This is a genomic window from Indolivaga capnocytophagoides DSM 22835 (assembly GCF_000426485.1).
In the GTDB taxonomy this organism is placed as follows: Bacteria; Bacteroidota; Bacteroidia; order Bacteroidales; family Dysgonomonadaceae; genus Dysgonomonas_A; species Dysgonomonas_A capnocytophagoides.
The window spans coordinates 572,422-599,161 of the sequence record NZ_KE384529.1 but is presented as its reverse complement, the minus strand read 5'-3'; the positions used below and the strand labels follow the sequence as shown (position 1 = coordinate 599,161).

Here is a 26,740-nt window from a genome sequence, read left to right as displayed (position 1 = left end):
GATGAGAAAATATTATATACTATCGGCTCTTATTATGAGCACAATTTTGTCTGTTTCTGCGCAGGTCGGCATCAATATTCAATCGCCTGTCGGGGTATTTCATATCAACCCTAAAGCGGATACATCTACAGCAGACGATGTGATTGTGACCGAGGCTGGAAATATGGGATTAGGAACAACCTCGCCTCAGGCAAAATTGCACATCAATGCATCGACCTCCGAAACCGCCCTGCGTATAGTTGACGGGTCTCAAAAATCAGATCGTGTATTGGTTTCGGCTGATGCGACCGGAGGTGTAACATGGGGAGCCATAAAAGGGAGTGGGGGAGAAACATTTGTGTCGTCTACCGCTCAATCTTTTGTTGCCGGAACAGGCGCAAAACTATATCTTTCGGGAACCAATACAAAGTACATTGTAACGGGCGAAGGTCCCTATCTTGTGTATTTTCGGTGGTGGGGACGAGCCAGCGTAGCAACAGGGGGCAGAACGAGCACATATGTGAGGTTGATGAAGAACGGTGTATATGTCGATACTGTAGAATATTATATTGCAACAGCAGCTAATACTCCTTTTGCCCTTACCGTGGCATTAGTGGCTGACTGTTCTTATGGAGATTATCTGGAGGTCTTTCTGTCTCCCGGAAGCGGAACATGGACTTCTGCTATAAGTCCTGTATATACAAGAACATCGGTTACTTTTTTCCTGATGTAGAACAACACTCGGATATTTAATTTCTTAAGAGCGGGGCTAATATGTATTAGTTCCGCTCTTTTTTGCCAATTCCAAAACAATGACTATATTTGCCATCACAACAACTCTTTAACGTACAGTTGATGATTAATAATTTCACACATAAAAAATACGAAACTTGTCTGAATTTTAACAATTTGGATTTGGTTGTGTCGTGTGAAATATTAGAGAGAGAGAGAGAGAGAGAGAGAGAGAGAGAGAGACGCACCTGGCGTAACTAATCATTTTTTTAACAAAACAAAATTTCTATTGTGTCAAAATGACGGAGTAGTTTTTCTTGTGTCTATACTTCAGCTAATATATACTAATTTATTATCAAACCGACTTTACAGCTTATGCAAGGCAGCCTTGTTGTTGTTTTGTTGTCGTTCTGAATATGTTTCTTGCATTAGATTGTCCTACAGTCGGTTGTTTTATACAGTAAAGTGCAGAGAGTGCACTTTACTGTTTCTTTTAGTGCGTATAATTGCTCCAAATATAAACAATAAAGGGTTTGTGACCCGGACATTCAAACAAACATGTACCAATTTACTATCAAACCGACTTTACAGCTTATGCAAGGCAGCCTTATTGTTTTGTTGTCGTTCTGAATCTGATTCTTGCATTAGCTTGTATGACAGTTGGTTGTCTTATACAGTAAAGTGCAGGGAGTGCATTTTACTGTTTTTTTTGAATATAATTACTCGAAATATAAACAACAAACGGGTCTCTGACCCTCAAATGAACAACAATGAAAAAGATGATTCTTGTGATGCTCTGCTCTGTTGGTATGGCATCGCTTCATGCCCAGGTAGGCATTAATACCAGTACTCCGAATGCTTCGGCAGCACTGGATATTGAAAGTACCAGCAAAGGTATACTGATACCGCGTATGACAAGTGCCCAGCGATTAGCGATAAGCAGTCCGGCTCCGGGCTTGATGGTATATGATACTCAGCTGAAATGTATTTCGCAGAATGCAGGCACGTCTGCTGCTCCGGCATGGCTATGCCTGTCTCAAAAGGATGCGCAGTCATCGTCATTTTATATGCCTTCCATCGCAATTGATGCCTCGGCTGTAGTTGCAGGAAAGACTCTTGATTTATACGCCGAATACAAAAAACAATTTAATACCCCGACAAAAGTAAGTACCGGAGCACCTGCCGGTATCCCTTATTTCAGTTCGGCTTCGGATCTGTATTACTATGTGACTTTTTATGATAATACAGTGCTGAAAATAAATAGTTTGGATGCGTCGGGTGTGCTTAATTATGATATTCTCAAGGAAGCCGATTATGCAACATTTATGACAGTTGTCTTTGTCGTTAAATAAATAGGGAGGAAATATGAAAAAAGTAATATTGGCTCTTGTCATATCTGTGGTTGTTTGCATGCAAATCCAAGCTCAGAAGGAGGCAAATAACTGGGCTTTCGGGCAAAATGTAGGTTTGACATGGAATACTACACAAAGTTTAACGGCAACAGGTTTGGCCGGAACTGCAAATGCTGTTCTGGACGGATTACCTACTTTTACCAGAACGTCTATTGTTACTCAGGAGGGCTGTTTCAGTCTTTCGGACAGCGATGGTAACCTTCTCTTTTATTCGGATGGTATGACTATCTGGGACAAAAATAATGCGGTAATGACAAATGGTACAGGATTAACCGGGCATAATTCTTCGGCTCAATCGGGTATTATCTTGCCATATCCGAATAGTCCGAATAAATACATGGCTGTATCGATCGGTATAAACTGGACAAACATGTTGTCATATACGGCTATAGATATGAGTCAGGCGGGTGGTTTAGGAGCTGTTATAGCCAGCGAAAAAAACATATTGCTATCAGGAGGGATGGGAGGAATCGGAGAAAGTGTTACATCCATCAGGCATGCTAATGGTACAGATTATTGGATTGTTGCTCCCGGACGTGGGGCGACATCCTATTTTAATGCTTGGTTAGCAACCTCTACGGGAGTTATCGCTACTCCGATTGTGACAACTTCTCCGGCATCTATAAATCACTCTTCGGCTTGTGGATATATCAAGTTTACTGCAGATGGAAAACATTTTGCTTGGGGGGGAAATAATGCGGAGTTTATATATGGAGATTTTGACAACAGTACAGGCGTTTTTTCGAATATCAAAAAAGTGTCGGGCTTGAAAAATACATATGGACTTGAGTTTTCTCCATCTATGAAATATCTTTATATAGGAGGTACTGCAGTATTATACGTTTTCGACTTTGAAGCTTTGTTAGCAGCAAGCAATCCGTCAACAGTAACCTATAAAACGTATAATTTGGGTATTGACCGCAATACACCCCAATTAGCACCCGACGGGCGTATTTATTTTTGTGCATATCAGAAAAGTTATCTTTATGTAATTGATAATCCGGATGAATATAATAACTTAAAAATATACCAGCTTCCGAATAGTTTCTTAGGTACGGGATTGTGCCGCATTGGACTTCCTTCTTTTGCCGCTTCTTGGTTTTCAGCCAAGGCAACCGAAAAGTCATTTGTTTGTACCGGTAATGATTTTAGATACACTGTGGAGATAAATATGGTAGGTCCTTCTGCCGATCTTCCAACAAGGCTCGAATGGGATTTCGGAGACGGATCGGCAAAGGTTAACCAAAGCATAGTATCCGGAAATACAATTTATAAACAGACTCACAATTATACGTCTACCGGTAAATATTCAATAAGTATAACTCCTTACAGAGCTGATGGCGTTGCTCTTTCCAAAACTACTATACCTGCCAATGTTATTGATTGTGTATTTAAAACAAACAGGATGATACGGATTGATTTACAAAATACAGCCACAAAAGAAGCCAACAGATAATATGAAAAAGCTAATATATATATTCGCACTGCTCTTTAGCCTGCAACTATCTGCTCAGATAGGTATCAATACCGATACACCACAGTCTAGTTCTGTAGTTGATATCAATAGTCCGTCCAATGCCGATAAAGGGTTGCTTATTCCGAGAATGACCACCGTCCAAAAGATTGCTATACTAAATCCGGCTCATAGTCTTTTGGTTTATGATACAGATAAAAAGTGTATTTCTCAGAACTTAGGAACTGAGGCTGTACCTCAATGGACTTGTTTGGCATTGTTTAATCGTAAGTTTTTTTATATGCCGTCTATTAATATCGAGACTGCGACTTTAGGCTCAGGAAGCAAAAATTTGTATGCTCAATATAAAGAGGAATATGGTACACCCAAGTATAAAAGTACGGGAGCTCCTGCTGCATTACCGTATTTTCCTGTTGCTACAGATTTGTATTATTACGTAACTTATCATAACCCATCACGTATAACTATCAATAGTATCGATGGGAATGGCATAATGAGTTATGTCACTACAACCAAAGCAAACTACGATGATTATATCAATATTGTATTTGTAGTAAAGTAAGTGAGCAAAAGAAAATTAATAAATCAATAAAAAAAACGGGCAGTTATAGTATGACTGTCCGTTTACTTTATATGGATATTTTACCGATTCTGTTTTTATAGTATATTTGTAACCGGAAAACTATTAACCCAATGGTATAAATATCTGAACTTTATGTTAAACTTTATATTACTGCAATCTGCCGATAATTTAGATATTTCGGCATTAGATACCTTTCTGCATTCTGCTTTTACAAAAGCTGTCGATCTGGGCGAACGTATTGTACTGGCGGTAGTTATATTTTTTATAGGACGCTGGGTTATCAAATGGATTGAGAAATTGGTAGCTCGTATCATGCAGCGCAAACATGTCGAAGGGGCTGTTGTTTCCTTTACAAACAATATGGTAGATGCTCTGCTCAAAATTGTGCTGGGGCTTATCATTATCAGTGTTTTGGGGATAGAAACCACATCGTTTGCCGCTATCTTGGCCGCCGCAGGTTTGGCTGTGGGTATGGCTATGAAAGATAATTTATCTAACTTTGCCGGCGGAGTAATGATTTTGCTCAATAAGCCATTCAAAATGGGAGATAATATCAGTGCTCAGGGAATGGATGGTATAGTAAGAGAGATAGGGATATTATATACAGTATTACTTACCGGCGACAATCGTACTATATATTTGCCCAATGGCCCATTATCTACCGGAACGATAATCAATGTAACGGCTCAGCCTCGCAGGCGGCTTGATATTACATTGAATATTAATTATGGAAATAGTGCCGAAGAACTGAAATCAATTCTGACAGAAGTGATAAGCCGTAATGATAAAGTGATGGAAACACCAACTCCATTTGTGGGTGTGACTGCTATCAATAACGGAAATTTTGATATTGTACTGAGAGTTTGGGTACTGACCGGAGATTATGGAACGGTTTCGGTGGATCTGAACGAAGCGATATATAAGATTTTTTCGGAAAAAGGTGTTTATACGTCTTCGACTCTTGCAGTCAAGATGGTTGAATAATTTTTTTCTTATTCTGACGTTTCATAAGTAGCCGATTTTATCTATAAAGAGAAAAGGGGACTTTGGGATCAGTCAGCAGTTATCAGTTAATATTGCCGAAATCATATTGATAGATAAAAAAGGTGTCGTCCGAGAAAGTGCAATTTTAGAGTAACTTTTGTAACCTTTTAGGGAATAGCGATGTTGGAATAAACGGGCAAAGCAGAGACTTGCCCCCACGGGCAGCACTAGTTTCGAGGGCAAAAGTGCCATCGGAAAAGCGAACACAAAGGCTGTTACTTTTGTTACCTTTTGGTTCGTTTGTATCACAAGACGGATCAGATGATTAGGGATATAGGGATTCATTAAAAAAACAACAATATAGTATATTATTTGAGCATGAGAAAGAATGTAATCTTTACTATTGTCTTTGCTGCGGTTATAGCCGGTTTGGTACAACTGCACAGTTACAGTCAGAAAGAAATGGCGAATGCCGTGTCAGAATTAACAATTACAAGTATTGACGGGATTGCCGATATAAGTTATCCGTCGGCAGTAGAAGAGCGCAACGATATTCCGTTTGTAAAACTGATCGATCCAGAAGTTCGTAAAAGTATTCCCGATTCGGTGGATGTCGAAATTTACCGTCCCGGCAAAATATTTCTGGCAAAAGGATTTAATGCAGATGATCCGGCACAGCTTAAAAATTTCTCTAATATAGTGATTAGCGGAAATGTAATAGATGGTTTCAATTCGGATAATCTGACCGATGAGGCTGTTACGCAGATTTCGACCAGCGTAAAAGCATCCGTAGAACAGAATGCTGCACAGTCATCATTTCTTATTTCGGATTGGACGGATAAGCCTGCTGAGGAAATTAACGGGGCTAAAGTTCTCAGGTACGAATATAAACAAATTAATAGTGCAGACAGAATTACATGTATGGCTTTGACCTATCTTTTTAAAGGCAATAAGCAAGTAGAAGTATTGATGTCGGCTCAGGAAAAGGAATATGCAGAATGGGCGGCTATCAACGATAAGATCGTTTCTGGAATAGTGATCAAATGATTTTACTAACAAAGTCAATAAAAGGTATGAGACCTGAAAATTACTCACGTATAATGAATAAAATAAAACAAGTTCTCCTTTTCTCCCTTTTGGCATTTCCTTTGGTTTATGTATCGGCGCAGAAAGATAAAAAAACGGAGATGCAGAATATTGATGTCCTTAATATCGGATCGTTGGCTTATCCCTCGGCTATCGAAGAACGAAGTGACATCCCTTTCAGATTATTGGTTGATGAACAATACCGTAAATTATTGGGAGATACCATAGATTATGAAAAATTTCGTCCTGCACTGATCTTTTTCGAAAAAGGATTTAAAGCACCGGCTGAGGGACAAAAGAAAATGACATTCGGATATATAACTGTAACCGTTATGACCGGACAATACCGTTTTCCGAAAGTATTGAGTGATGTGCAGAAAAAGAAACTGGAACAGAGTATCCGTCATGATGTGGATACAAATCTGGTTGGAACGGATTTTAAAGTAACCAAATGGAATTATTTTGATTTCGTCCGGATAAATGGCCTCTTTGCAATGCAGTATTCTTATCAACAGGAACTTAAGAAGAAAGATCCAATCGTAACGGCAGTCACCACCATGTATGATTCGGATGTTCAGTTGCAAATAACGTTGTCGGCTCCAAAGAAGGAGTATAACAAATGGCTGCTTTATTATAACACAATGGTACAATCGTTTGTCCGTTCGGTCAACATTGCCGATATCGCTACACTGCGCTATCCAACAACTATAGCCGAGCGTAAGGATATTCCTTTCAAATATTTGGTAGACAAAGAGTTTAAACGGATTTTGGGCGATTCGGCGGATTATGAGAAATTTCGTCCCGGATTGTTATTTCTCGATCGTGATTTTGAAATCGGAGATAGCACAGATGTTGCTCCTTTCGGAAGTTTATCGTTGAATGTAATTCCTGAATTTAATAAGAGAGTATTAAATAAAGACTCTTTAAATCTTCGTATTCTAGAGCAGAATATTAAAGCTGGTGTACAGGTGAATATAGATTCTACGGCTTATAAAATTAGTAGCTGGGGAGATTTTTATCTTACTGAAACTAAAGGGTTACCCACATTAATATATTCCTATACCCAGCGAAAAGCCGAGGGTGAACCTTCGGATATTTACTCGGCCTGTATTTTTGATAAAACATTGCAGATACAACTGACTGCTTCGGCTCCCGAAAGTCAATCAGCAGAATGGAAATCACATTTCGAAGACATATTGTCGTCATATCATCGTTTACAACCAGTTGCCGGACGTGGTACCGTTATATATCCTTTGGAATTGGAGGAGCGGAGCGATATTCCGTTTGTTAAATTAGTCGATGCCGAATCGAAGAAGAAATTGGGTGATTCGATAAATTACGAGCAATTCCGTCCGGCATGCCTGTTCCTGAAAAAAGATTTTAATGAAAACGATTCGTTACAGCTTGCTGATTTTGGAAGTATTACGATATCGGATCGTACCGGAGACTTTGCACGTCTTAGCCATCCCGATTCTATCAGTACCGATTCGATAGAATTGAATATGAGGGCATCGGTTGAGCGAAATCTTAGCAATACCCGCTACAATCTGGTTAGCTGGGATTCGTTTGACGCAAAGTCTAAAAATGGCTGTCGGTATATTACTTATTCGTATACACAGCAGATAGAAGGCAGTGAGCCTAAGCGGATTGTGTGTACTAATATTTATACAAATACCTCACAGACTCAGGTGATACTGACTGCATCTGATAGTGAATTTCTGTTTTGGAAGCCTCAATATGATATTCTGACTGATTCGTTTAGACTGCAAGGCTGGCGGTAAAATGAAGTGAAAATAATGAACGAAGTAAAGTTTCAATACAACATAAAGGTCTGAATCCTTAAAAATAAGGCCGGCTCGAAAGTCGGCCTTATTATTCTATTGCATTATTATAGCTGACATAGTATTAGAGGTCTATATAACAAATCATATTCTTTCGGTTCTGAAATTCTGAAGTAAAAGATAATCACCTATTGCTTCTTTTAGAGATGAAGATAAGGGTGTATCTATTGCTTTAACTTCGAGAATACTCGTTTTTTCTTTTTCTTTGAATACTGCCGATTTGGAATCAAATTCGAGCGTCGCTGATTCGAATATCCGGTATTCTTTTCCGGCATCGTTGCTCATTGAGCTGAATTCCAGTTTTGAGAGCATATCGTTTACTTTGTCGTATACCAGCCATTTATATAGTTGAGCCGGATCTTGTTCTGTAATACCGTTACGCTTGATTTCCACAATCGCCGTTTTATCGTTTTCAAAGTGAAAAAGCAACTTGTAATTAGGCCTTAACATAAAAAATAAGTAAAATATTTTTAGGTCTTTGGTTGATTGATTGTATATAACGGTTGATTGTTATATCTGATAGTCAATTTCTGACCTTAGTTGATCTGACATTAGTAACAGAAATTATCTAACAACGCATTCCGAAGAATAACCGACTGATTCTGTTATTTTGGGATGGTCAGTAAATACCTACTGAGACCTTTTATTATACAAAGGTATACTAAAAAATGTATATAATGATCTTTTTTCAAAATAAAAAACAGAACAAGTATTTCATTCTAGTGAAGTGTGATATTTGTCCTGCTCTAATCTTTTTTCTTGACTTATCCCTTGCGTCGCAGCAGTGCCATTACCCATACAATAACAATGGATAGGAGTGCCGAGGCGATCAGCGAAGATATAAATTTGTCTTCTTCGAATGAGTAGTGTATCTGTCCGATAGCCCATACTCCTACGATAGAACCCAAAATACCCGCACAGATGTTTATAAGTATTCCGTAGCTTCTGCTTCGTGTAATTAAGGCTGCAATTATTCCGGTTGCAATACCTATTCCTATAGAAATATAGAGTAGTGAATTCATGTGATGAAATAATAAAATAATCCGAATATCAATAAAAGTGTTTATTTTCCTGCCTTATTCAAAAGTACACTTGGCTTTTTAAGTGATGCTTTAACGTTTAAGGACTGTTTGTTGCTCTGATAAGTTAACTCGTCAATACTGATATAGTCTGTAAATAGTATCTATGCAGCGGATATCTCCTTTTAATTAGGCTGTTAACTTGTGTTCAAAGATAGTACATCTTCACAGGACTTCAAGCATCTCTTGTTCTGTTTTTTTATTGTTTAACAAAATTTGCCCTTGATTTTCTGTCATTTTAATGTTAATTGATTAAGTTTACGTTCTGATTAATGATCTTTAAGTGTAAATATTTTATTGTAATTGCTAATTCGCTAACTATAAGAGTTTAAATATTGAAATAGATTGCTATATCAATGCCTTTTTTTAGTTTTGTGCTGGTGACGTAACGAATCCATTGGAGGATTAATGTACTGCTAAATTAGAAATTTGGTTTGTCAATGATTATATATGAGTCGGACGAAAAAGAAAATTTATACAATAATTAATCCTGTATCCGGAACCAGATCTAAAAAGGATATTCCGGAAATGACAGCTGCTATCGATCCGAGGGAATATGAGGTACATATCCTGATGACCGGCTACGAAGGGCATGCCACTCAGATAGCTAAAGATGCTGTACGTGATGGTGTTGACTGCGTGATAGCTGTCGGTGGAGACGGTACAATCAATGAAGTAGCCAAAGCATTGGTAAATACCGATGTTGTGTTGGGGATTATTCCCAGCGGATCGGGTAATGGTCTTGCCCGGGATCTGAACATTCCCCTTAATTATACTAAAGCCTTGGAAATAATCAAGCAGGGAAATGTAGCTCGAATCGATTATGGTGTAGCTAACGGTCATATTTTTTTCTGTACATGTGGAGTCGGGTTCGACGCTCTGGTCAGCGAAAAAGTATTGAATCAGTCGGCACGGGGTAAATTAATGTATGTGAAAAGCATGCTCGATGTATATGTCAATTTTAAGCCCGAATATTATAAAGTAACCACTCCCGACGGAAATTTCAGCGACACATCGTTTCTGATTACTTGTGCCAATGCCTCCCAATATGGTAATAATGGTTTTATTGCACCCGAAGCCGATATGCAGGATGGTAAGATGAATATTGCTATTCTGAGGTCGTTACCTCCAATGAATATTGCACAGACAGCCATTCAGCTGGTATCTAAAAATATAAGCAATAACTCCAATTTGCTGGAGATAGTTACTTCGGAAGCCCTTATTGAAAGGGAATCGGAAGGTGTGATGCACCTCGACGGTAATGCTATACATACCGATAAGGATATTTGTGTGAAAATTATCAGACAGGGCTTAAAAATATTGATTCCCGAAGAAGTTGAAAAACCTAAATTTGACCCTCAATCATTTCTGACTAATATTACACGTTGGATATAATTCGTGTATCCTCTTTATGGAATTCTCTCCTTATTTACCTCTATTTATATAAAGGACGTTTCAGGCAGTTCGATTATTCATACTTTAGTACGATAGCGGGTTGCCATTGTAATGTTTAGTTAGTAATAAGCAGGTCTGTGACCTAAAAAAGGGTAATAGGATGAAAATACAACACTTATTTTGTGCAACTATCGGCATTGTCTCGATGTTTGCATGTTCTACACAATCTAAGCACCGAGAGGTTTCAACGACCGATAATGTGTCTGTTTCCGAAATCATGTACTCCTCTGATTATGCGGAAGAATCAGCTATTGAAATAAGTTCCAGAGCGGATATCCGACCGGGATTGAAAAGACAGGTTGCGGCCAATCTGCTGACAGCAACAGAGATCAACGATTTTAAGAAGTGGGACGAATGGGAAGAGCTTTTACTTAAAGATTTTTCTTCGTACAAAAATGGATGGCGGATAATGCCCGAAAATCGTTTTGTGGCGAGTGTGGCTGATTATAATCAACGTCCGGTTCCCGATGTTGAGACTAAATTGTATGACTCGAAAGGAAAACTTATCTGGAGTACCCGTACCGATAATACAGGTGTAGCCCAATTGTGGATGGGGATGTATAAAAACGTGAATAATCAGTCGGGGCGTATTTATCCACCTTACAGGATAGAGTTTACTTATGGAAATGAAAAAAAGGTGATCGAAAATGCTCAGCCGTATCCCCAGATGACTAATGTTGTGAAGATGTCGGTGAAGAGCCGTCCTTCCTCCAATGTAGACCTGTTTTTTATAATAGATGCCACAGGATCGATGAGTGATGAACTGAGGTATCTTCAGTCCGAACTGTACGATATAATCAAGCAGGTCAGAGTAAAGCAGTCTAATCTCGATATTCGTGTCGGAAGCCTTGTGTACCGTGATCATGGAGATGATTACCTGACCCGGAAATCGTCTTTGGATCCGGATATAAATAAGACACTGGATTTTTTGAAAAAGCAGGCTGCCGATGGAGGAGGGGATACTCCCGAAGCTGTTGACGAGGCTCTTTATCAGGCTATTCAGTGCGAGAATTGGAGTAAAGAAGCATTGAGCCGCTTAGCTTTTCTTGTACTTGATGCTCCTCCTCATGATGATGATAAAAGCATCAGGCGTGTACATGAGCAGGTTACACTTGCTGCTATAAAAGGTATACGACTGATTCCGTTGGTAGCCAGTGGTATGGATCAGAATGGCGAATACCTTATGCGTGCGATAGCTCTGGCGACAAATGGTACATACGTCGCTCTTACTGATGACAGCGGGATAGGTAACAGTCATGAAGTTCCTACAACTAATTACTACAAAGTAGAGAAACTCAACGATTTGCTTATACGTCTTATTGATGATTATACTCGTATACCGCAGACAATCGGATAAAGACTTGGTTTATTTAATTGTATTGTGGGGTAGGGCTTTGCTTTACCCCTTTGTTTTTATTATATGTGAGCTATTTTAGTCTTTTGTTTTGTCGTTAGCAGAAGTATCTGACTTGGGGACGATTTGCTTTATCTGAAAAATAAATTATCTTTAAACGTCGTATTTTGAAGAGTCAGAACTTGTGATCAGTGTAGATATATCAAAATAACGGCATATAACAAACTATAATCAAAGCATCTGTAACCGGATATGATGAAACAACACCTGCTGAAAAGTATTCTGTCTGCATTTTTTGTGTTTATGGTATTGTCCGTCAGTGGGCAGCAAGTTGAAAGGTATAATATGTTGATTGACTTTAACCGTCAATTCAATTTTTATTATTTCGAACAGCTGAGAGCGTATATAATCAATAATGGAGATCGTAAGACGTATTGTCCCAGTTATAAAGATAATCCTCACCTGAGAATAGGCTCTTTATTGGTCGATGTTTACTTAAATCCTACGAATAATGATGGTTCCGAGCCGTCCGAGAATGACTATAATGTGATGTATCTGTTGGAAGAGCAAGGTTCTAAATCTGTACATTATTACTTATACCTGAATCCCCGACGTGATGTTTTCCTTTATGATTTTGATAAACAATTTCAGAATACAGCAAAAAGAGAGGATGCTGTGGTTCATCTGGAGAAAATTATCGAAAAAATTCTTATCCGTTATGGTATAATTTGAAATGCTTGTTTTTGGTTTGTTGACATATCAAAACGATCTTAAGATTGGCATTTATAAAAAGAATCCGCCTCCGTTTATTCTATTTTAACAGTGTATTAAGGTTTGTTTTGTGTAATATGTTGTTTTATAACATGAAATAAATTTTGTTTATAAGTATATAGACAGACATTTTTTTTCTATATTTGTTTCAGCGATAGTCAGGTATTTGTCAGTGATACCTCACTGTCAGAGCCAAATAGGGATGATCAACTTTAAGATATGAGAAAAATCTTGCAGATATTACCGGTGCAGTTTATACTACCCTTGTTTATCATTGGGGGGATAATAGCAGGCTTGGGCGCATATACTTTTTATATGTCGAGGGCTTACTCGTATCTGTCCGATAGTCCGGAGGCTTGTATCAACTGTCATATTATGACACCGTATTATGCGACTTGGGAGCATGGCTCGCACGCCAAGTGGACTAATTGCAACGACTGTCATGTTCCACATGATAATGTTATAGAAAAATATGCTTTCAAAGCGAAAGACGGATTATACCATGCTGCCGTTTTTACGATGAGAGGAGAACCTATGGGAATAAGAGCCAAAGAAGCCAGTTTAGGTGTGATTATGGACAACTGCATCAGATGCCACACCGAACTGAACACACAATTAGCAAAACCCGGAGCAAAATGCTATGCGGATGTGAAGGCGGGAAATGCCCAGGCATGTTGGGATTGCCATCGTGACGTCGCTCACGGAACGCAAAGTAATATCGCTGCAACACCCAATGCGTTGGCTCCGCTGCCAAAATCGCCGGTGCCGGATTGGCTGAAAAAACAAATGTCAAAAGAATAACTAAAAAACAATATCAGCTATGCTTACTAAACTATCAGAAGCTATAAGAAAGAAACCGATTATCGGCTGGGGATTATTCCTTGCAGTGATGGTGCTGGTGTTTCTGCTCGGTCTGTTTGCTGCATCTGTTACCGAACGGCGTGCAGAGATTGCCTCGATATTCAATAATAAGAAAGTCGAGATAAGCAGTGATACGATTGAAGCCCGAAATGAAATATGGGGGCTGAATTATCCTCGTGAGTATGAGACTTGGAAACATACCGCCGACATGGATTTCCGAAGCAAGCATCAGGGCAATATGGAAGACGATGTACTCGAAGATCGTCCCGATATGGTTGTTCTGTGGGCGGGATACGCATTTTCGAAAGACTATAAAGCTCCTCGCGGACACATGCACGCTTTGGAAGATTCGAGAAATACATTGCGTACGGGATGCCCTGTAAACGAAGGTGATGGTCCGCAGCCTGCAACCTGCTGGACTTGTAAAAGTCCCGATGTACCCCGTATGATGAATGAAATGGGTATCGAGAATTTTTATAAAGCAAAATGGGGTGACTTAGGAGCAGAGATAGTTAATCCGATTGGTTGTGCCGATTGTCATGATCCCAAAACAATGAATCTTACTATTACACGTCCTGCTCTGATCGAAGCATTCCAACGTCAGGGGAGGGATATAACTCAGGCAACTACTCAGGAGATGCGCTCGCTGGTGTGCGCTTAATGTCACGTCGAATACTATTTCAAGGGAGACGGCAAATACCTCACTTTCCCTTGGGACAAAGGTTTCAAGATGGAAGATATGGAGGCGTATTACGATAGTGTGCAATTCTCGGACTGGACTCATGCGCTGAGTAAGACACCTATGATAAAGGCTCAGCACCCCGATTATGAATTGTTTATGGCAGGACCTCATGCCCAGAGAGGGCTGTCGTGTGCCGATTGTCATATGCCTTACAAAGCCGAGGGGGGAATCAAATATTCGGATCATCAGATTATGAGCCCTCTGAAAAATATGTCTGGAACATGTCAGACATGCCATCGCGAAAGTGAAGAAAAACTGCGTAACTATGTTTATGAATATCAAGATAAAGCATTCGAGATTAGAGATCGTGTCGAAAACGAATTGGTAAGAGCTCATGTTATGGCAAAAGCTGCATGGGATAATGGTGCTACTGATGCCGAAATGAAAGCTGCCCTCGAAGATATACGCCACTCTCAATGGCGTTGGGATTTTGCTGCTGCTTCTCATGGAGGTTCTTTCCATGCTCCGGTCGAAACTCAACGGATTCTTACACATAGTCTCGATAAAGCATTACAGGCTCAGTTGAAGATTCAGAAAGTTTTATTCGCTCATGGAGTGACAAACGATATAGCGATGCCCGATATTGCGACAAAAGCAAAAGCTCAGGCGTATATCGGTCTGGATATGAAAAAAGAAAACGAAAATAAAGCCAAATGGATACAGACTGTTGTGCCCAAATGGCTTGAAAAAGCAAAAGCCAATAAGCGTTTAATCGCTGAAAGCTAATTGAAGGAGAACCACTCAAATGAACCTGATTCTGTCGGTGATGACAAATCAGGTTTTTTTTCAGTAAGTAAACAATAGTATGAATAATAAAACGAAAAGAACAATTTGGCAATTTCCGTGGCGTTATACTGAAAGTATAATGATGGTTATCGGACTTATTGTGGTTGGTTTTGCTTTACAACTCTTTGTTGGGAAGGTCGATTTTTTTCAGTTGGCTTATCCGGTCAACCTCATAATAGGGGGTAGTATTATTTTGTTTCTGCTGCTGTTTTCTTTTGCCCGTAATTCGCAATTTTATCAATGGTTTTCGGGCGTTCCTTTCTCTGTGTCTCTTATTGGAGGATTACTGATTCTAGGGATAGCGATGGGTTTGATTCCGCAGATGCAGAAGTTAGATCCGCATGCTCACGATATGTGGACACTGTTGGGTCTGAGGCAGGTTACTTCGTGCTGGCCTTTTGTGCTGGTGTATTTTGTGACTTTACTTTCATTAGGGTCGCTTATTATTCGTCGGCTGATACGATTCGATTGGAGAGATTACGCATTTTATTTCAATCATATTGGTTTGTGGATATTATTATTTGCTTCGGGTTTGGGAGCCGCCGATCTCCGCCGTTATGTGATGTATGTGTACGAAGGAGAAACCGAATGGCGGGTTTATAATGATAATCAGGATATACTGGAACTGCCGATAGCTATTCAGCTAAATGATTTTGTGCTGGAAGAATATCCGCCGAAACTGGCTGTTATAGATCGTGAGTCGGGAGAAGCTCAACCCGAAGGCAGTCCTGACTATTTTCAGATAGACGAACGTTTTCCCGAAGGTCGTTTAGGAAAGTGGGATCTGAAAGTCGAAAAATATATTCACCAGGCAGTTCGTAACAGCGACAGTACTTATACTGAAGTGCCGATGCCGGGTGCAACACCCGCAGCTCTGGTGAGGATAACGGATATTGAATCCGGCAAGAGTTTTTCGCATTGGGTCTGTGGCGGAAGTATAGCTCAATTGTATATGATGGCTCCACTGGATGAAACGTATGGATTGGTAATGACCCAGACCGAACCCAAGCGATTTATGTCGGATATCGTGGTCTATACAGAGGATCAGCGAGTAGATAGCACTCAGCTTGAAGTAAATAAACCCTTGAGAGTCGGCAACTGGATGATATATCAGTATGGATACGATAATGTGGCCGGAAAAGCCTCTACATACAGCAGTTTCGAATTAGTATATGATCCTTGGCTGCCTGCGGTATATGCCGGTATTGTTTTATTTGCATTAGGTTCTATTTGTCTGATGTGGTCGGGTAACAAGAAAAAGAAAGGAGGGACGAAATGACCTGGAACGAATATCTATACTTTGCAATTCCTTCCATAATATGTTGGTTAGGTGCAGGGGTTACGGGATACTTAACCGATAAAAAATGGATATCCAATACCTTGATGATATTAGGTACAATTATTTTCGGTGCATTTATCGTCGGTTTGTGGTTCGGACAGCAACGTCCGCCTTTACGCACAATTGGCGAAACACGTTTATGGTATTCGTTTTTCCTTGCTCTTATCGGGTTTATTACTTACCGTCATTGGAAATATACATGGATGCTGGCATTCTCGGCTATTGTGGCAACAGTGTTTGCTTGTGTGAATATTTTTAAGCCCGAAATACATTCTACAAACCTGATGCCTGCTTTACAGAGTTATTGGTTTGTACCTCACGTTACGGTGTATATATTGTCGTATGCGATGTTCGGTGCATCCGTTATTGCGGCGTTTATTCAATTATCGAAGTTGGGTAAAGGGCAGGAAGATGAGCCTCTCAATCAGTTTATTGACAATATTGTGTATGTGGGATTCGGATTTCTGATACTTGGAATGTTGATGGGTGCTGTTTGGGCAAAGGATGCTTGGGGGCATTACTGGTCGTGGGATCCGAAAGAAACCTGGGCATTTATCACCGGTGCTGCTTACTTGGTATTCATCCATATGAGATTGCAGCAGTATCATAAGCGATTTGTGCTTTGGATGCTGCCTGTAGCCTTTATCCTGCTGATGATTACATGGATAGGTGTCAATTATCTGCCTGCTGCACAAGGTAGTATTCATGTATATTCGAATTAAGGTTGCAGATCTTTTCTTGATTCGGTAATATTGATCAACGAAATTATATATTAAGCAGAAAAAAGGAGGTTTTCTCACAATGAGACAGCCTCTTTTTTATTGGTTTATGATAATACTGAAATCCATCGTAAAGCCGAAAAGTTTGTTGCGGTGTATTGTGTAATCGGTGATTCCTGCATCTTTTAGCAGATTTTTTATTTGTTTGATGGATAGTAAGTGCATATAATCTCCTTTAGCCCATTTCTTTGGAGTGAATCCTATGATATAGTCAAATAGATTTTTCGGGAGCCAGTGCAGAAAAGGTATGCGAGTATGCAGCTCGATCGGGAAATATCTGTTTGGTGTAGTCAGATAGATACGTTGGCAGGTACGGCTGATTTCGAGCAGGAATAATAATTGGGAATTTTCGTTGCCTACATGTTCTATTACGGCGTTAGACCACCCTATGTCGAATCGCTTGTCCCGAAAAGGATATTGATTACCCTCGTAAATAACAGTTTTCACCATTGGATACCGTTGCTTGAAAAGGTTATCGGCATCTACTCCCAATGCTGTGATATTTTGAGGATGTGGATAGTTTCGTTCCAAAAAGTTATCCACCGGAGAATGTTCTTCGTTATTGAATCCGACATCCAGAATGGAATTTTCTGCAGTTGGTTTGAAAACTTTCAGGAATAGTTCGTATTTGCGTGTTCGGTTCTTTCTGCTGATATAGTTAGATATCATTCGTGTTGGTTGTATCGTTAATGTTGTTGCAAATATAATGTTTATGGAGAGATGAAGTGTGTTTCTCGAAATGATTTTCTTGATGTTAATAACTTGTTGAAAACGTGTTAATATTAAATCATACACTGTTAATAATCTCGGTTATTTGGTTAATTGTGTGTTCAACAAATATATAACTTAATATTTATTAGGCAAATGTAAAGGGGGGGGGTAACTGGGGGGATATAAAAAAGTAAAAGAGGTTGAGGGGATCAACCTCTTTTTGCATCTCTGGAGATACACAATTTGTTGTGTGAAGAGTATGTATTTCCTTGATGCGAGTAATTCTAATATATATATAACAATGCTATTTGTATAATGTTTATTTATAATAATACACTGGCTAATTCCGATAAACGGCTGCGTTCACCTTTCAATAGATTGACGTGTGCAAACAAGTCTTGACCCGACATTTTGTCTATCATGTAGGCCAGTCCGTTCGATTGGGTATCTAGATACGGAGAATCGATTTGCTGAAGGTCTCCCGTAAATACCATCTTCGTATTTTCGCCTGCACGAGTGATAATTGTTTTTATTTCGTGCGGAGTGAGGTTTTGCGCTTCGTCAACAATACAAAATGTTTCGGAAAGGCTTCGTCCTCTGATGTATGCCAAAGCTTCTATTTCTAGTTTTTTAGAAGTCTGTAATTCTTCGATACGTTTGACTTCTGCTCCTCCAAAATTAAGATGGCTTTTTATTACAACCAGATTATCGAATAAAGGCTGCATATACGGTGCTATCTTTTGTTTTTCATCTCCGGGGAGATATCCGAGGTCTTTGTTGCTGAGTGCAACTATCGGACGGGCAAGAAGTATTTGTCCATAATCTTCGTTCTGCTTCAAAGCGGCTGCCAGAGCCAGTAGTGTTTTCCCTGTTCCAGCCTTTCCTGTCAAAGCTATCAGTTTCACATTGGGGTCGGTGAGGACTTCAAAAGCAAAAGCTTGCTCTGCATTACGAGGCTGTATACCGAAGCAGACTTGCTTTTCGACTTTACGGATACGTCCGTTGAATGAATCATAGCGTGCAAGGGCACTCTTTTTGCCATTCTTCATTACGAAACAATCATTCGGATTTAACGGCGATTCCAGTTCAATCTCATCAAATGGTATTCCGGCCGGATCGTTATATAGGCGATCTATAACAGTAGCGTCAAATCCTGATAAGGTTTGGTGATGCTCTCCGAATAGCGATAGGTCGGTTACTTTGTCGTTGATATAGTCTTCGGCAAGTAATCCGATGGAACGGGCTTTCATTCTCAGGTTGATATCCTTCGTAATGAGGATGGTCTTTGTTTTTGGATTACGTTCTGTAATTTCGAGTGTCACAGCTAAAATCCGATGATCGGGTATCTTTTCGGGAAACACTTCCGTTATCCGATCCTGAGCTTTGATACTGGTTTCTACATACAATCGTCCCATTCCACTACCTATGGCCGCCCCTTTTGTAAAAAGATCGTCGTCGGTGATAGAATCCAATTGGCGGAGAAATTCACGCGCATTGTAATTGATTTGGTCGTTGCCTTTTTTAAACTTGTCAAGTTCTTCGAGAACCACAATCGGAATGTAGATGTCATTCTCTTCAAAATTGTCCAAGCATCTGAAATCGTGCAAAATAACATTCGTGTCTAAAACGAAATTCTTCTTTTTACTTTTCCCCATAATCAGATTCTATTTATTCATGCTGTGCATGTTTGTGATTGTCTTTGCGTAAAAGCCTTTTATGACTTTCTATAATGCTGTATAAAGATGTACTCCGACATATAATCATAGGCGGTTGATTTTTGTTAATCTTTGTCTTATAAACACTTGATAGTAGTGGTTTCGTTCACTGATAGAGCTCTTTTTTTTGATAGATTTTTCTAATAAGACATTTATCTGTTGATAACCAGATTGTTTAATTATTTATAATTATGTATGGGTACTGTTGGTTGTCTCATTTTTAGATAACAAAGCCCCCAACTTATAAAAGGTTTGGGACTTTGCGCTACGGATTATTTGCAGTGTCCGTTATTTTAGTTATTGGTTATATGATACAATCTGTACCGAGGTTAATTATTTATTGTACACAAATGTATATGTTATCTGTTTTGAATATTCCGATACATCATTATAGCAAATCAACTCTTGTTAATTCTGAGGAAAACAACAATACTATAAACATTATTTTACAATTTACTATCATAATTTCACATATAATCTGTGTACAAATAAATAAGTAAACACAGGTGAATCTATTAAAACCAACAATTAAAGTCTTATTTGTGATAAGTAGTTATATCTTTGATATGTAATTATCGAATATTCGGTTTATGTTATGAAACTTTATATCAAAAATATGGTTTGTCCGCGCTGTATAATGGCTGTGGAAAATATTCTCAACCGACAGGGTATCCAGCCTTTGGATGTCAGGTTGGGGGAAGTTATAGTGGCTAAAGATTTGGATGATGCTGATATTCAGTCTTTCAGATCGGCTTTGGAGTCGGTCGGTTTCGAATTACTCGATGACAATCAGCAACAGTTGATTGAACAAATAAAAACCACTATCATCAATCATATTCATTTTTCGGGAGAAAACGGATTTAATATATCCGAAATCCTCACCAATGATTTACATAAAGATTATTCGTTGCTAAGTAAGCTGTTTTCATCTACCGAAGGTATTACTATAGAGCATTATACTATTTTGCAAAAAATAGAAAAAGCAAAAGAATTACTGACATACAATAAGCAGACGCTTAGTGAAATAGCTTTTGCTCTTGGGTATAGCAGCGTATCTCATCTGTCATCGCAATTTAAAAAGGTTACCGGATTGACTCCGACTCAATTTAGGGCTCAGGGTGTTGATTTACGGAAAAGTCTCGATCGGTTGTGAATAGAGAAGCTGCTCGTCTAATAGAGCAGCTTCTGAAACACTTTTTGATTTTCACTTCAAGACACTAATAAAAGTATCTTTCTTTTCGGCTTTTGTTATTTGAGCTGTATCTATTTTTAGTTGTTCTGCAACATATTTTTTTACATCAGACAATCCTATTATAGCTGAGTCTTTGTAAGTAAGACTGATTCCTGTAGTATCGTTTTTTTCGAATTCTATTTTATCACCTTTAAGTGTGTATTTGGCAAGATCGAAAACTTTATCTCCATATTTTTCTTGTGCCTTACCATCTTTGAAACTGTATGTGATACCTCCTTCGGGATTCATTTTTACAATAAAGTCAGACACTTGTTTTTGAATGTCCGAATCTTTAGCTTCCACATTGGCTTCGGTCTTAGACACCTTCCATAGTGTACCATTTAATTTATCTGCATTGTTGTTTCCTCCGTTGTTGTCATCGTCATTGTCACAAGAGGTAAATGATACGCCTAGAACGGCGGAAAAGAGGAATAAGCTCAAAAAACTTTTCAGTTTCATAATTAATAAATTTAAAATTGTTAGTTATTGTTTACTACAAGACATACCTCACCCATGTCTTAACTATAGATTTTGGTTATATACCAATAAGAATAGTAAGGCTTTGATCTTGTATTGAACACAATTGTGTGAAAGAAATTGTTTAAGTGCCTTAAGGTACTATACCCGGGGTATTTCTTTGTTCTTTATATAAGAGACCCAAATAGGGTATATGTTGCAAAGTAAATGTTTAAGAAAAGTTAATAGTATTCTATATTATTCGAAAGGTGTTGATATGCTATGTTTTACAGCGTTTATTTTTTTGATAAATAAGTTGTCAAAAAGAAACCGCTTCCGTATTTTCTATAAAGTAAATTGCGGAAGCGGTTATTTATTGATTGAAAAAGGTACGATTAGTACCAGAAAATCACATCGGCTCTTCTTTCAAAATTCTTTTGATTGAAGTAGAATAAGCGGGCTTTTCCTATATCCGAATTGCCTTTCGACTTTAGTATATATCCTTTAGATAATACCTTACGTTCGAAATTTCTGGCATCCAGATCTTTCTGAAAAACCATTTCGTACAGATTTTTGAGTTCATCTATCGTGAAATAGTCCGGTAGGATATCTCTTTCGATAGGTCTGTTGTATCCGTATTTTCTGATTTCGGTAAAAGCTGCTTTCGCTATATGGCGGTCATCGCCAAAGAGTGTAGGTAGTTCTTTTAATGAAAACCAACGAGTTTCCATGTTCGGATCGGCATTTAAGACTACTTTCGACATATCCGCCAAAGCATAATATCCTAAAGTAACTAAACGTTTAGCAGACTCAATTGTTTCTACTCCATGCAAGTTGAGGATTGTGTTGATCTCACAGGATGTAAGCCTGCCGCTATCTCCGAATAAGCGGAACTGTTGCAGGTTTACACCTTGCAATCCGTTATGAACCTTTAGGACACGGTAAGCCGCGTCTTCGGGTGATTCAGTTTTCATTACTAAGCTTGTGGGGAGCATCCATTTCGCAGAGTCGCTGAATTTTGTCAACAATACTCTGGGGCTTCTTTCATGAAAGCCTGCAATTACGCATGTGACTGATAATCCTTTCTGATAGCAGTCAACATCTACCGACAAGATATTCTTATCAGTAGAAAAAGTTAAATTTTTCATTTTTTTTGTTGTCGTTTCTTAATCCGAATACATAATAACAGAATAGTATAACTGACAGGATATCAGTGTTACGTGAGAAATACGCATGGGAAATACTTCAACTCTACTGTGTATTCAAATTACTTGTTAATATATAATATACCTTACGGACTTCGAAAAACTAAAAATATATATACCAATTTATAAGTCCGCTTGTGGGTAAAGATAACAATAAATTGTGTTTTTAGCCTAAAGTAGCTTGCTAATTTCTATTCGAACAGGACTTTGTTGTGTGTAAACTTTATCCATAATTATGTAATAGCCGGAATCTTTCGGTATGTTATCTTTGTTATAGCTAAGTGACAGCAAGTATTTAATGATATATTTTTAGTTTGTAACAGACTTTTGCTATTGTTTTTGCCAAAGTAATAAATAAGTCTGATACATTATTATAGAGGGTTTTTATGGAAACGAATAAGAATATAAAGAAGACATTACCTGTACTGAATATGTATTGTGCTGCTTGTGCAAACAGTGTGCAGAAAATACTGAAAAGACAGGATGGAGTGAGCGATGCGGCAGTAAACTTCGCCACAGAAACGGCTCAGATTGAATATGATCCTAATAAAACCGATACTGCAAAGCTCAAAGAGGCGTTACAATCCGTAGGTTATGATCTGAATATCGATGAGGGGGAACATGCCCGAGAAGAAGTGGATGCAGCTCACGAAGAGCATTACAGGTCGCTGAAAATGAAGGTGATCGGATCGGTTGTGTTAGCTGTGCCATTGGTTATCTTTGCGATGACTCCTGCATTGATGCACCTTTCGTATGCCAATTATGTGATGTGGGTGCTAGCTACTCCGGTGGTATTGTATTTCGGGAAAGATTTCTTTATCAGGGCATTTAAGCAGGCTCGTCACGGAGCTTTTAATATGGATACTCTGGTATCGCTTAGTGCAGGTACGGCTTATCTGTATAGTGTGTTCAATACCTTGTACCCTCAGTTCTGGCATAGTCGGGGATTACATGCCGATGTGTATTTCGAAGCGGCAGCGGTTGTCGTAGCTTTTGTGTTATTGGGTAAATTACTCGAGGAGAGAGCTAAAGGTAATACTTCGTCAGCACTGAAAAAACTGATAGGGTTGCAGCCTAAGACCGTGACTATCATATCGGAATCGGGTGAAACCTCCGAGCTGTCTGTTTCGCAAGTGAAGGTAAGTGATATTATTTTGGTGAAGCCCGGTGAAAAGATTGCTGTTGATGGGATAGTGACCGATGGCACTTCGTTTGTAGACGAGAGTATGATTACGGGTGAGCCTTTAGCTGTAGAGAAAAAGACGGGAGATAAGGTGTTTTCAGGAACGATTAATCAACGGGGAAGTTTTAGTTTCCGTGCCGAAAAAGTAGGAAGTTCGACTCTTTTAGCTCAGATCGTTAAAATGGTACAGGATGCACAGGGAAGTAAAGCTCCCGTGCAGAAACTGGTCGATAAGATAGCCGGAATATTTGTTCCGGTAGTGATTGGCATTGCAATCCTCAGTTTTGCTGTTTGGTTGATCGTGGGAACCGATAATGCTTTTACACATGCGTTACTTGCATTTGTTACTGTATTGGTTATCGCTTGTCCCTGTGCATTGGGCCTTGCTACTCCAACCGCAATTATGGTGGGGATAGGCAAAGGAGCCGAAAATGGCATACTGATCAAAGATGCTGAAAGTCTCGAAACTATTCAGAGGGTAGATACTGTTATTCTGGATAAAACCGGAACTATAACAGAAGGTAAACCTCAGGTCGTATCTGTGAAATGGATGAACGGTGTTTCTTCTGATTTACACGATATTCTGTACACGATAGAAAAGTCGTCGGAGCATCCTTTGGCTGAGGCTATTGTGAATTATTTGAAGGGTACATCCAAAGTTCTTTCGGATATACATATCGAGAGCCTTACAGGACAGGGTATTGAGGGTACTTTTAACGGAATAAAATATCTGGTTGGTAATCAGCAGTTAATGAGGTCGAAGGGTATAGTTTGTTCCGATGATATGGAACATTGGATTTTCGAACGTCTCGAAGATGCAAATACCGTAGTATTGTTTGCTGACGAGGTATCGGTTATGGGCAGTATTGCTATTGCGGATAGTATTAAACAAAGTTCGATAGCTGCCGTAGATCAGCTTCGTGATCTGAATATCGATGTGTATATGCTTACCGGAGATAATGAGCATACAGCGAGAAGTATAGCTGCTCAGGCAAATATACAACATTACAAAGCAGGTTTACTGCCTGCCGATAAAACCGAATTTATCAAGCAGCTGCAATCTGAAGGTAAAACAGTAGCAATGGTTGGTGACGGGATCAATGATAGTGCCGCTTTGGCTCAGGCTAATGTAGGTATAGCGATGGGGCAGGGTAGCGATATTGCGATTGATACTGCAAAAATGACTATTATATCAAATGACCTGACGAAGATACCGACTGCTATAAAATTATCGAAGCAGACTAATCGAACTATCAGACAAAATTTATTTTGGGCATTTATATACAATGTGATAGCGATTCCTGTTGCTGCCGGCGTGTTGTATCCGATTGACGGTTTCTTGTTGGATCCGATGATTGCCGGTGCTGCCATGGCTCTGAGCAGTGTAAGTGTGGTAAGTAACAGTATTATTCTTAAATATAAGAAGCTGTAAAAACATAGACCTCTAATTGTTTAATTAATTAAATATATTAAAATATGAAAGAAGAATTTAAATTCAAAACGAATATGGATTGCCAGCATTGTGTGGCACGGGTGAAACCTCTTTTAGATAAAGTGGATGGTATAGACTCATGGAGCGTAGACCTTAATAATCCCGATAAAGTATTGACTGTTCAGTCATCAGGAGCAAAGGCTGATAAAGTTATTGATACAGTAGAACAAGCTGGTTTTGATATAACTCAATTGTAAATAAGGTTTCAGACCTATTTGCTTCGGCGATTGCTAATTGTTGCTTTGGTGAGAGAAACAGCGAAAGAATGAACTAAAAATATATCATTAAGTGCTTTCTTTTACCTAAATCATAAAGAAGCAGCGGTAGATATTCTCTACCGCTGCTTCTTTTATGATTTTTTTTATTCAGACTGCCTTTATATTCAGGATGTTCTGTGTTTATTAACACTTTGTAACTTGTTTTTTTGATGGATTGTTAAACCTTTCTCTTAACAAAAGGTCTTAGATAATAACAACGCATAGTAATAACCTAACAGAAATCTTTTATCTCAAGTTGTTTCCTTATAAGAACTGGTAAGTGATTATACTTGCTAAAGCAAAATAAGTCAGGGACCTTAATTTTGCAATCATCACTATTTTATTAATACTCAAAATCTTGGACGCCATGAATAAATTACCCTTTATAAGTATAATAGGCTTGCTTTTCGTATTTGGCTGTAAAGAATCTACTGCGACAACAGAAAGCCCAAAAGTAATTGAGACAGAGCTTCTTTCTTCCGAAACGCCTTCGGATGGTACATTCGTTGATACTACGCGAGTGCCGGATAGTCTATATGTAAAGCCGAATGAAAAGGTTATTACATCGAAATATACGACTAAGTCTGGTGTTATTGAGCTATTGATAATCACTTCGGAAGAAAGAGAAGAGTTCTCTAACCTGATTTCTGGTGATGATATGCCTCCTGTGTATTATAATCCGGACTTATTTTCGTCTCAAAAAAATGAGGTAAGTGATAATCGGGTTGATTATTATTTTAATAGCCCTGACTACTATGACAATTTTATTGACAGGGGATCTTATTTTTATCAGAACAATTATTATGAAGTAGATGAATATTATAATAATTATCCCATTCTGATTAATCCTCCCTTGGGTTCGTGGAGTAAGCCGAGCCCTCGACCCGAAAGACCGAACAAGCCACGTCCGGATGGAAATGCAAACAGACCGGATCTAGAGACGGAAAGGCCATCAACCAAACCTAAACCAAATCCGGAAAGACCTTCGGAAAATAATAGCCAAAGACCATCAGCCAGACCCAGACCCGAGTCAGCCGGATCATCAGAAAACAGATCAACAGCATCTGCCCGTCCTCGTCCGGAATCTGTGGCACCTTCGGGCAGAGAGGATGGAGCAATATCTGTTCGTCCGCAGCCTGAGCGTCAGGAGTCAGAGGAACATGAACGCCGCCAAGCAGAAGAACGTCGGGAACGAGAACGTCAGGAGTCACAGGAACGAGAACGCCGCCAAGC

At 39.0% G+C, this 26,740-nt stretch carries 22 protein-coding genes and 2 pseudogenes; 18 read left to right on the top strand and 6 right to left on the bottom strand.

The window, feature by feature from the left end; all coding sequences use genetic code 11:
• The first annotated feature begins 1 nt into the window (after position 1).
• From K322_RS0115800 to K322_RS0115770, 7 genes are all read left to right on the top strand, one after another.
• Positions 2–712: a hypothetical protein gene (locus K322_RS0115800; protein WP_026627744.1), complete on the top strand. Its 711-nt coding sequence runs from the start codon at positions 2–4 to the stop codon at positions 710–712.
• A gap of 769 nt (positions 713–1,481) precedes the next feature.
• Entirely contained in the window at positions 1,482–2,063 is a 582-nt protein-coding gene (locus tag K322_RS0115795; protein WP_026627743.1) for a hypothetical protein, read from the top strand.
• Positions 2,064–2,076: 13 nt separating this feature from the next.
• The gene (locus K322_RS0115790) at positions 2,077–3,579 is read left to right on the top strand and encodes a hypothetical protein (protein WP_026627742.1); all 1,503 of its coding nucleotides are present in this window, start codon (positions 2,077–2,079) and stop codon (positions 3,577–3,579) included.
• 1 nt (position 3,580) lies between these two features.
• Positions 3,581–4,159, top strand: a complete 579-nt coding sequence (locus tag K322_RS0115785) for a hypothetical protein (RefSeq protein WP_026627741.1) — start codon at positions 3,581–3,583, stop codon at positions 4,157–4,159.
• 153 nt (positions 4,160–4,312) lie between these two features.
• A complete protein-coding gene (locus tag K322_RS0115780) occupies positions 4,313–5,164 on the top strand; it encodes a mechanosensitive ion channel family protein (protein ID WP_026627740.1) in 852 nt (283 codons plus the stop codon).
• A 378-nt stretch (positions 5,165–5,542) separates the two neighbouring features.
• Positions 5,543–6,211, top strand: coding sequence for a hypothetical protein (locus K322_RS0115775; protein ID WP_026627739.1), 669 nt, complete (start codon positions 5,543–5,545; stop codon positions 6,209–6,211).
• A gap of 26 nt (positions 6,212–6,237) precedes the next feature.
• The gene (locus K322_RS0115770) at positions 6,238–8,031 is read left to right on the top strand and encodes a hypothetical protein (protein WP_157279485.1); all 1,794 of its coding nucleotides are present in this window, start codon (positions 6,238–6,240) and stop codon (positions 8,029–8,031) included.
• A 144-nt stretch (positions 8,032–8,175) separates the two neighbouring features.
• Here the strand turns inward: K322_RS0115770 and K322_RS0115765 are convergent, their stop codons facing one another.
• Positions 8,176–8,541 carry a hypothetical protein gene (locus K322_RS0115765; protein WP_026627737.1) on the bottom strand — a complete coding sequence of 122 codons (366 nt, stop codon included), beginning with the start codon at positions 8,539–8,541 and terminating at the stop codon, positions 8,176–8,178.
• 314 nt (positions 8,542–8,855) lie between these two features.
• Positions 8,856–9,113, bottom strand: coding sequence for a hypothetical protein (locus K322_RS0115760; protein WP_026627736.1), 258 nt, complete (start codon positions 9,111–9,113; stop codon positions 8,856–8,858).
• A gap of 507 nt (positions 9,114–9,620) precedes the next feature.
• Between K322_RS0115760 and K322_RS0115755 the strand changes: the two genes are divergently transcribed.
• The 7 genes and pseudogenes from K322_RS0115755 to ccsA all read left to right on the top strand — a co-directional run bounded on the left by K322_RS0115755 (position 9,621) and on the right by ccsA (position 17,200).
• Entirely contained in the window at positions 9,621–10,565 is a 945-nt protein-coding gene (locus tag K322_RS0115755) for a diacylglycerol/lipid kinase family protein (RefSeq protein ID WP_026627735.1), read from the top strand.
• A gap of 160 nt (positions 10,566–10,725) precedes the next feature.
• Positions 10,726–11,982 (top strand): VWA domain-containing protein, encoded by a 1,257-nt coding sequence (locus K322_RS19755; RefSeq protein WP_051290861.1) that lies wholly within the window; start codon positions 10,726–10,728, stop codon positions 11,980–11,982.
• Between the two features lie 249 nt (positions 11,983–12,231).
• Positions 12,232–12,711: a hypothetical protein gene (locus K322_RS0115745; protein ID WP_026627734.1), complete on the top strand. Its 480-nt coding sequence runs from the start codon at positions 12,232–12,234 to the stop codon at positions 12,709–12,711.
• Between the two features lie 258 nt (positions 12,712–12,969).
• Positions 12,970–13,551, top strand: a complete 582-nt coding sequence (gene nrfH / locus K322_RS0115740) for a cytochrome c nitrite reductase small subunit (RefSeq protein ID WP_026627733.1) — start codon at positions 12,970–12,972, stop codon at positions 13,549–13,551.
• A 19-nt stretch (positions 13,552–13,570) separates the two neighbouring features.
• Positions 13,571–15,079, top strand: a pseudogene (gene nrfA / locus K322_RS19750) (ammonia-forming cytochrome c nitrite reductase).
• A gap of 79 nt (positions 15,080–15,158) precedes the next feature.
• A complete protein-coding gene (locus K322_RS0115730; protein WP_260204013.1) occupies positions 15,159–16,418 on the top strand; it encodes a cytochrome c biogenesis protein ResB in 1,260 nt (419 codons plus the stop codon).
• The gene (gene ccsA, locus K322_RS0115725; RefSeq protein ID WP_026627731.1) at positions 16,415–17,200 is read left to right on the top strand and encodes a cytochrome c biogenesis protein CcsA; all 786 of its coding nucleotides are present in this window, start codon (positions 16,415–16,417) and stop codon (positions 17,198–17,200) included. The genes K322_RS0115730 and ccsA overlap by 4 nt, the downstream gene beginning before the upstream one ends.
• A gap of 96 nt (positions 17,201–17,296) precedes the next feature.
• Here the strand turns inward: ccsA and K322_RS0115720 are convergent, their stop codons facing one another.
• Entirely contained in the window at positions 17,297–17,926 is a 630-nt protein-coding gene (locus K322_RS0115720; protein ID WP_035332264.1) for a methyltransferase domain-containing protein, read from the bottom strand.
• Positions 17,927–18,291: 365 nt separating this feature from the next.
• Complete coding sequence (locus K322_RS0115715) at positions 18,292–19,623, bottom strand: PhoH family protein (protein ID WP_026627729.1); 1,332 nt, start codon at positions 19,621–19,623, stop codon at positions 18,292–18,294.
• Positions 19,624–20,278: 655 nt separating this feature from the next.
• Here K322_RS0115715 and K322_RS0115710 point away from each other — a divergent pair.
• Complete coding sequence (locus K322_RS0115710) at positions 20,279–20,836, top strand: AraC family transcriptional regulator (protein ID WP_026627728.1); 558 nt, start codon at positions 20,279–20,281, stop codon at positions 20,834–20,836.
• 51 nt (positions 20,837–20,887) lie between these two features.
• Here K322_RS0115710 and K322_RS0115705 read toward each other — a convergent pair whose 3' ends face one another.
• Together K322_RS0115705 and K322_RS0115700 are read right to left on the bottom strand one after the other, a co-directional pair.
• Entirely contained in the window at positions 20,888–21,373 is a 486-nt protein-coding gene (locus tag K322_RS0115705) for a hypothetical protein (RefSeq protein WP_026627727.1), read from the bottom strand.
• A 392-nt stretch (positions 21,374–21,765) separates the two neighbouring features.
• Positions 21,766–22,518 carry an NUDIX hydrolase gene (locus K322_RS0115700; protein WP_026627726.1) on the bottom strand — a complete coding sequence of 251 codons (753 nt, stop codon included), beginning with the start codon at positions 22,516–22,518 and terminating at the stop codon, positions 21,766–21,768.
• Between the two features lie 443 nt (positions 22,519–22,961).
• Here K322_RS0115700 and K322_RS0115695 point away from each other — a divergent pair, with 443 nt between their 5' ends.
• The 3 genes and pseudogenes from K322_RS0115695 to K322_RS19745 all read left to right on the top strand — a co-directional run.
• The gene (locus K322_RS0115695; RefSeq protein WP_026627725.1) at positions 22,962–25,190 is read left to right on the top strand and encodes a heavy metal translocating P-type ATPase; all 2,229 of its coding nucleotides are present in this window, start codon (positions 22,962–22,964) and stop codon (positions 25,188–25,190) included.
• 44 nt (positions 25,191–25,234) lie between these two features.
• Positions 25,235–25,447, top strand: a complete 213-nt coding sequence (locus tag K322_RS0115690; protein ID WP_026627724.1) for a heavy-metal-associated domain-containing protein — start codon at positions 25,235–25,237, stop codon at positions 25,445–25,447.
• 427 nt (positions 25,448–25,874) lie between these two features.
• Positions 25,875–26,740 (top strand): annotated as a pseudogene (locus tag K322_RS19745) (hypothetical protein); the annotation flags it as partial.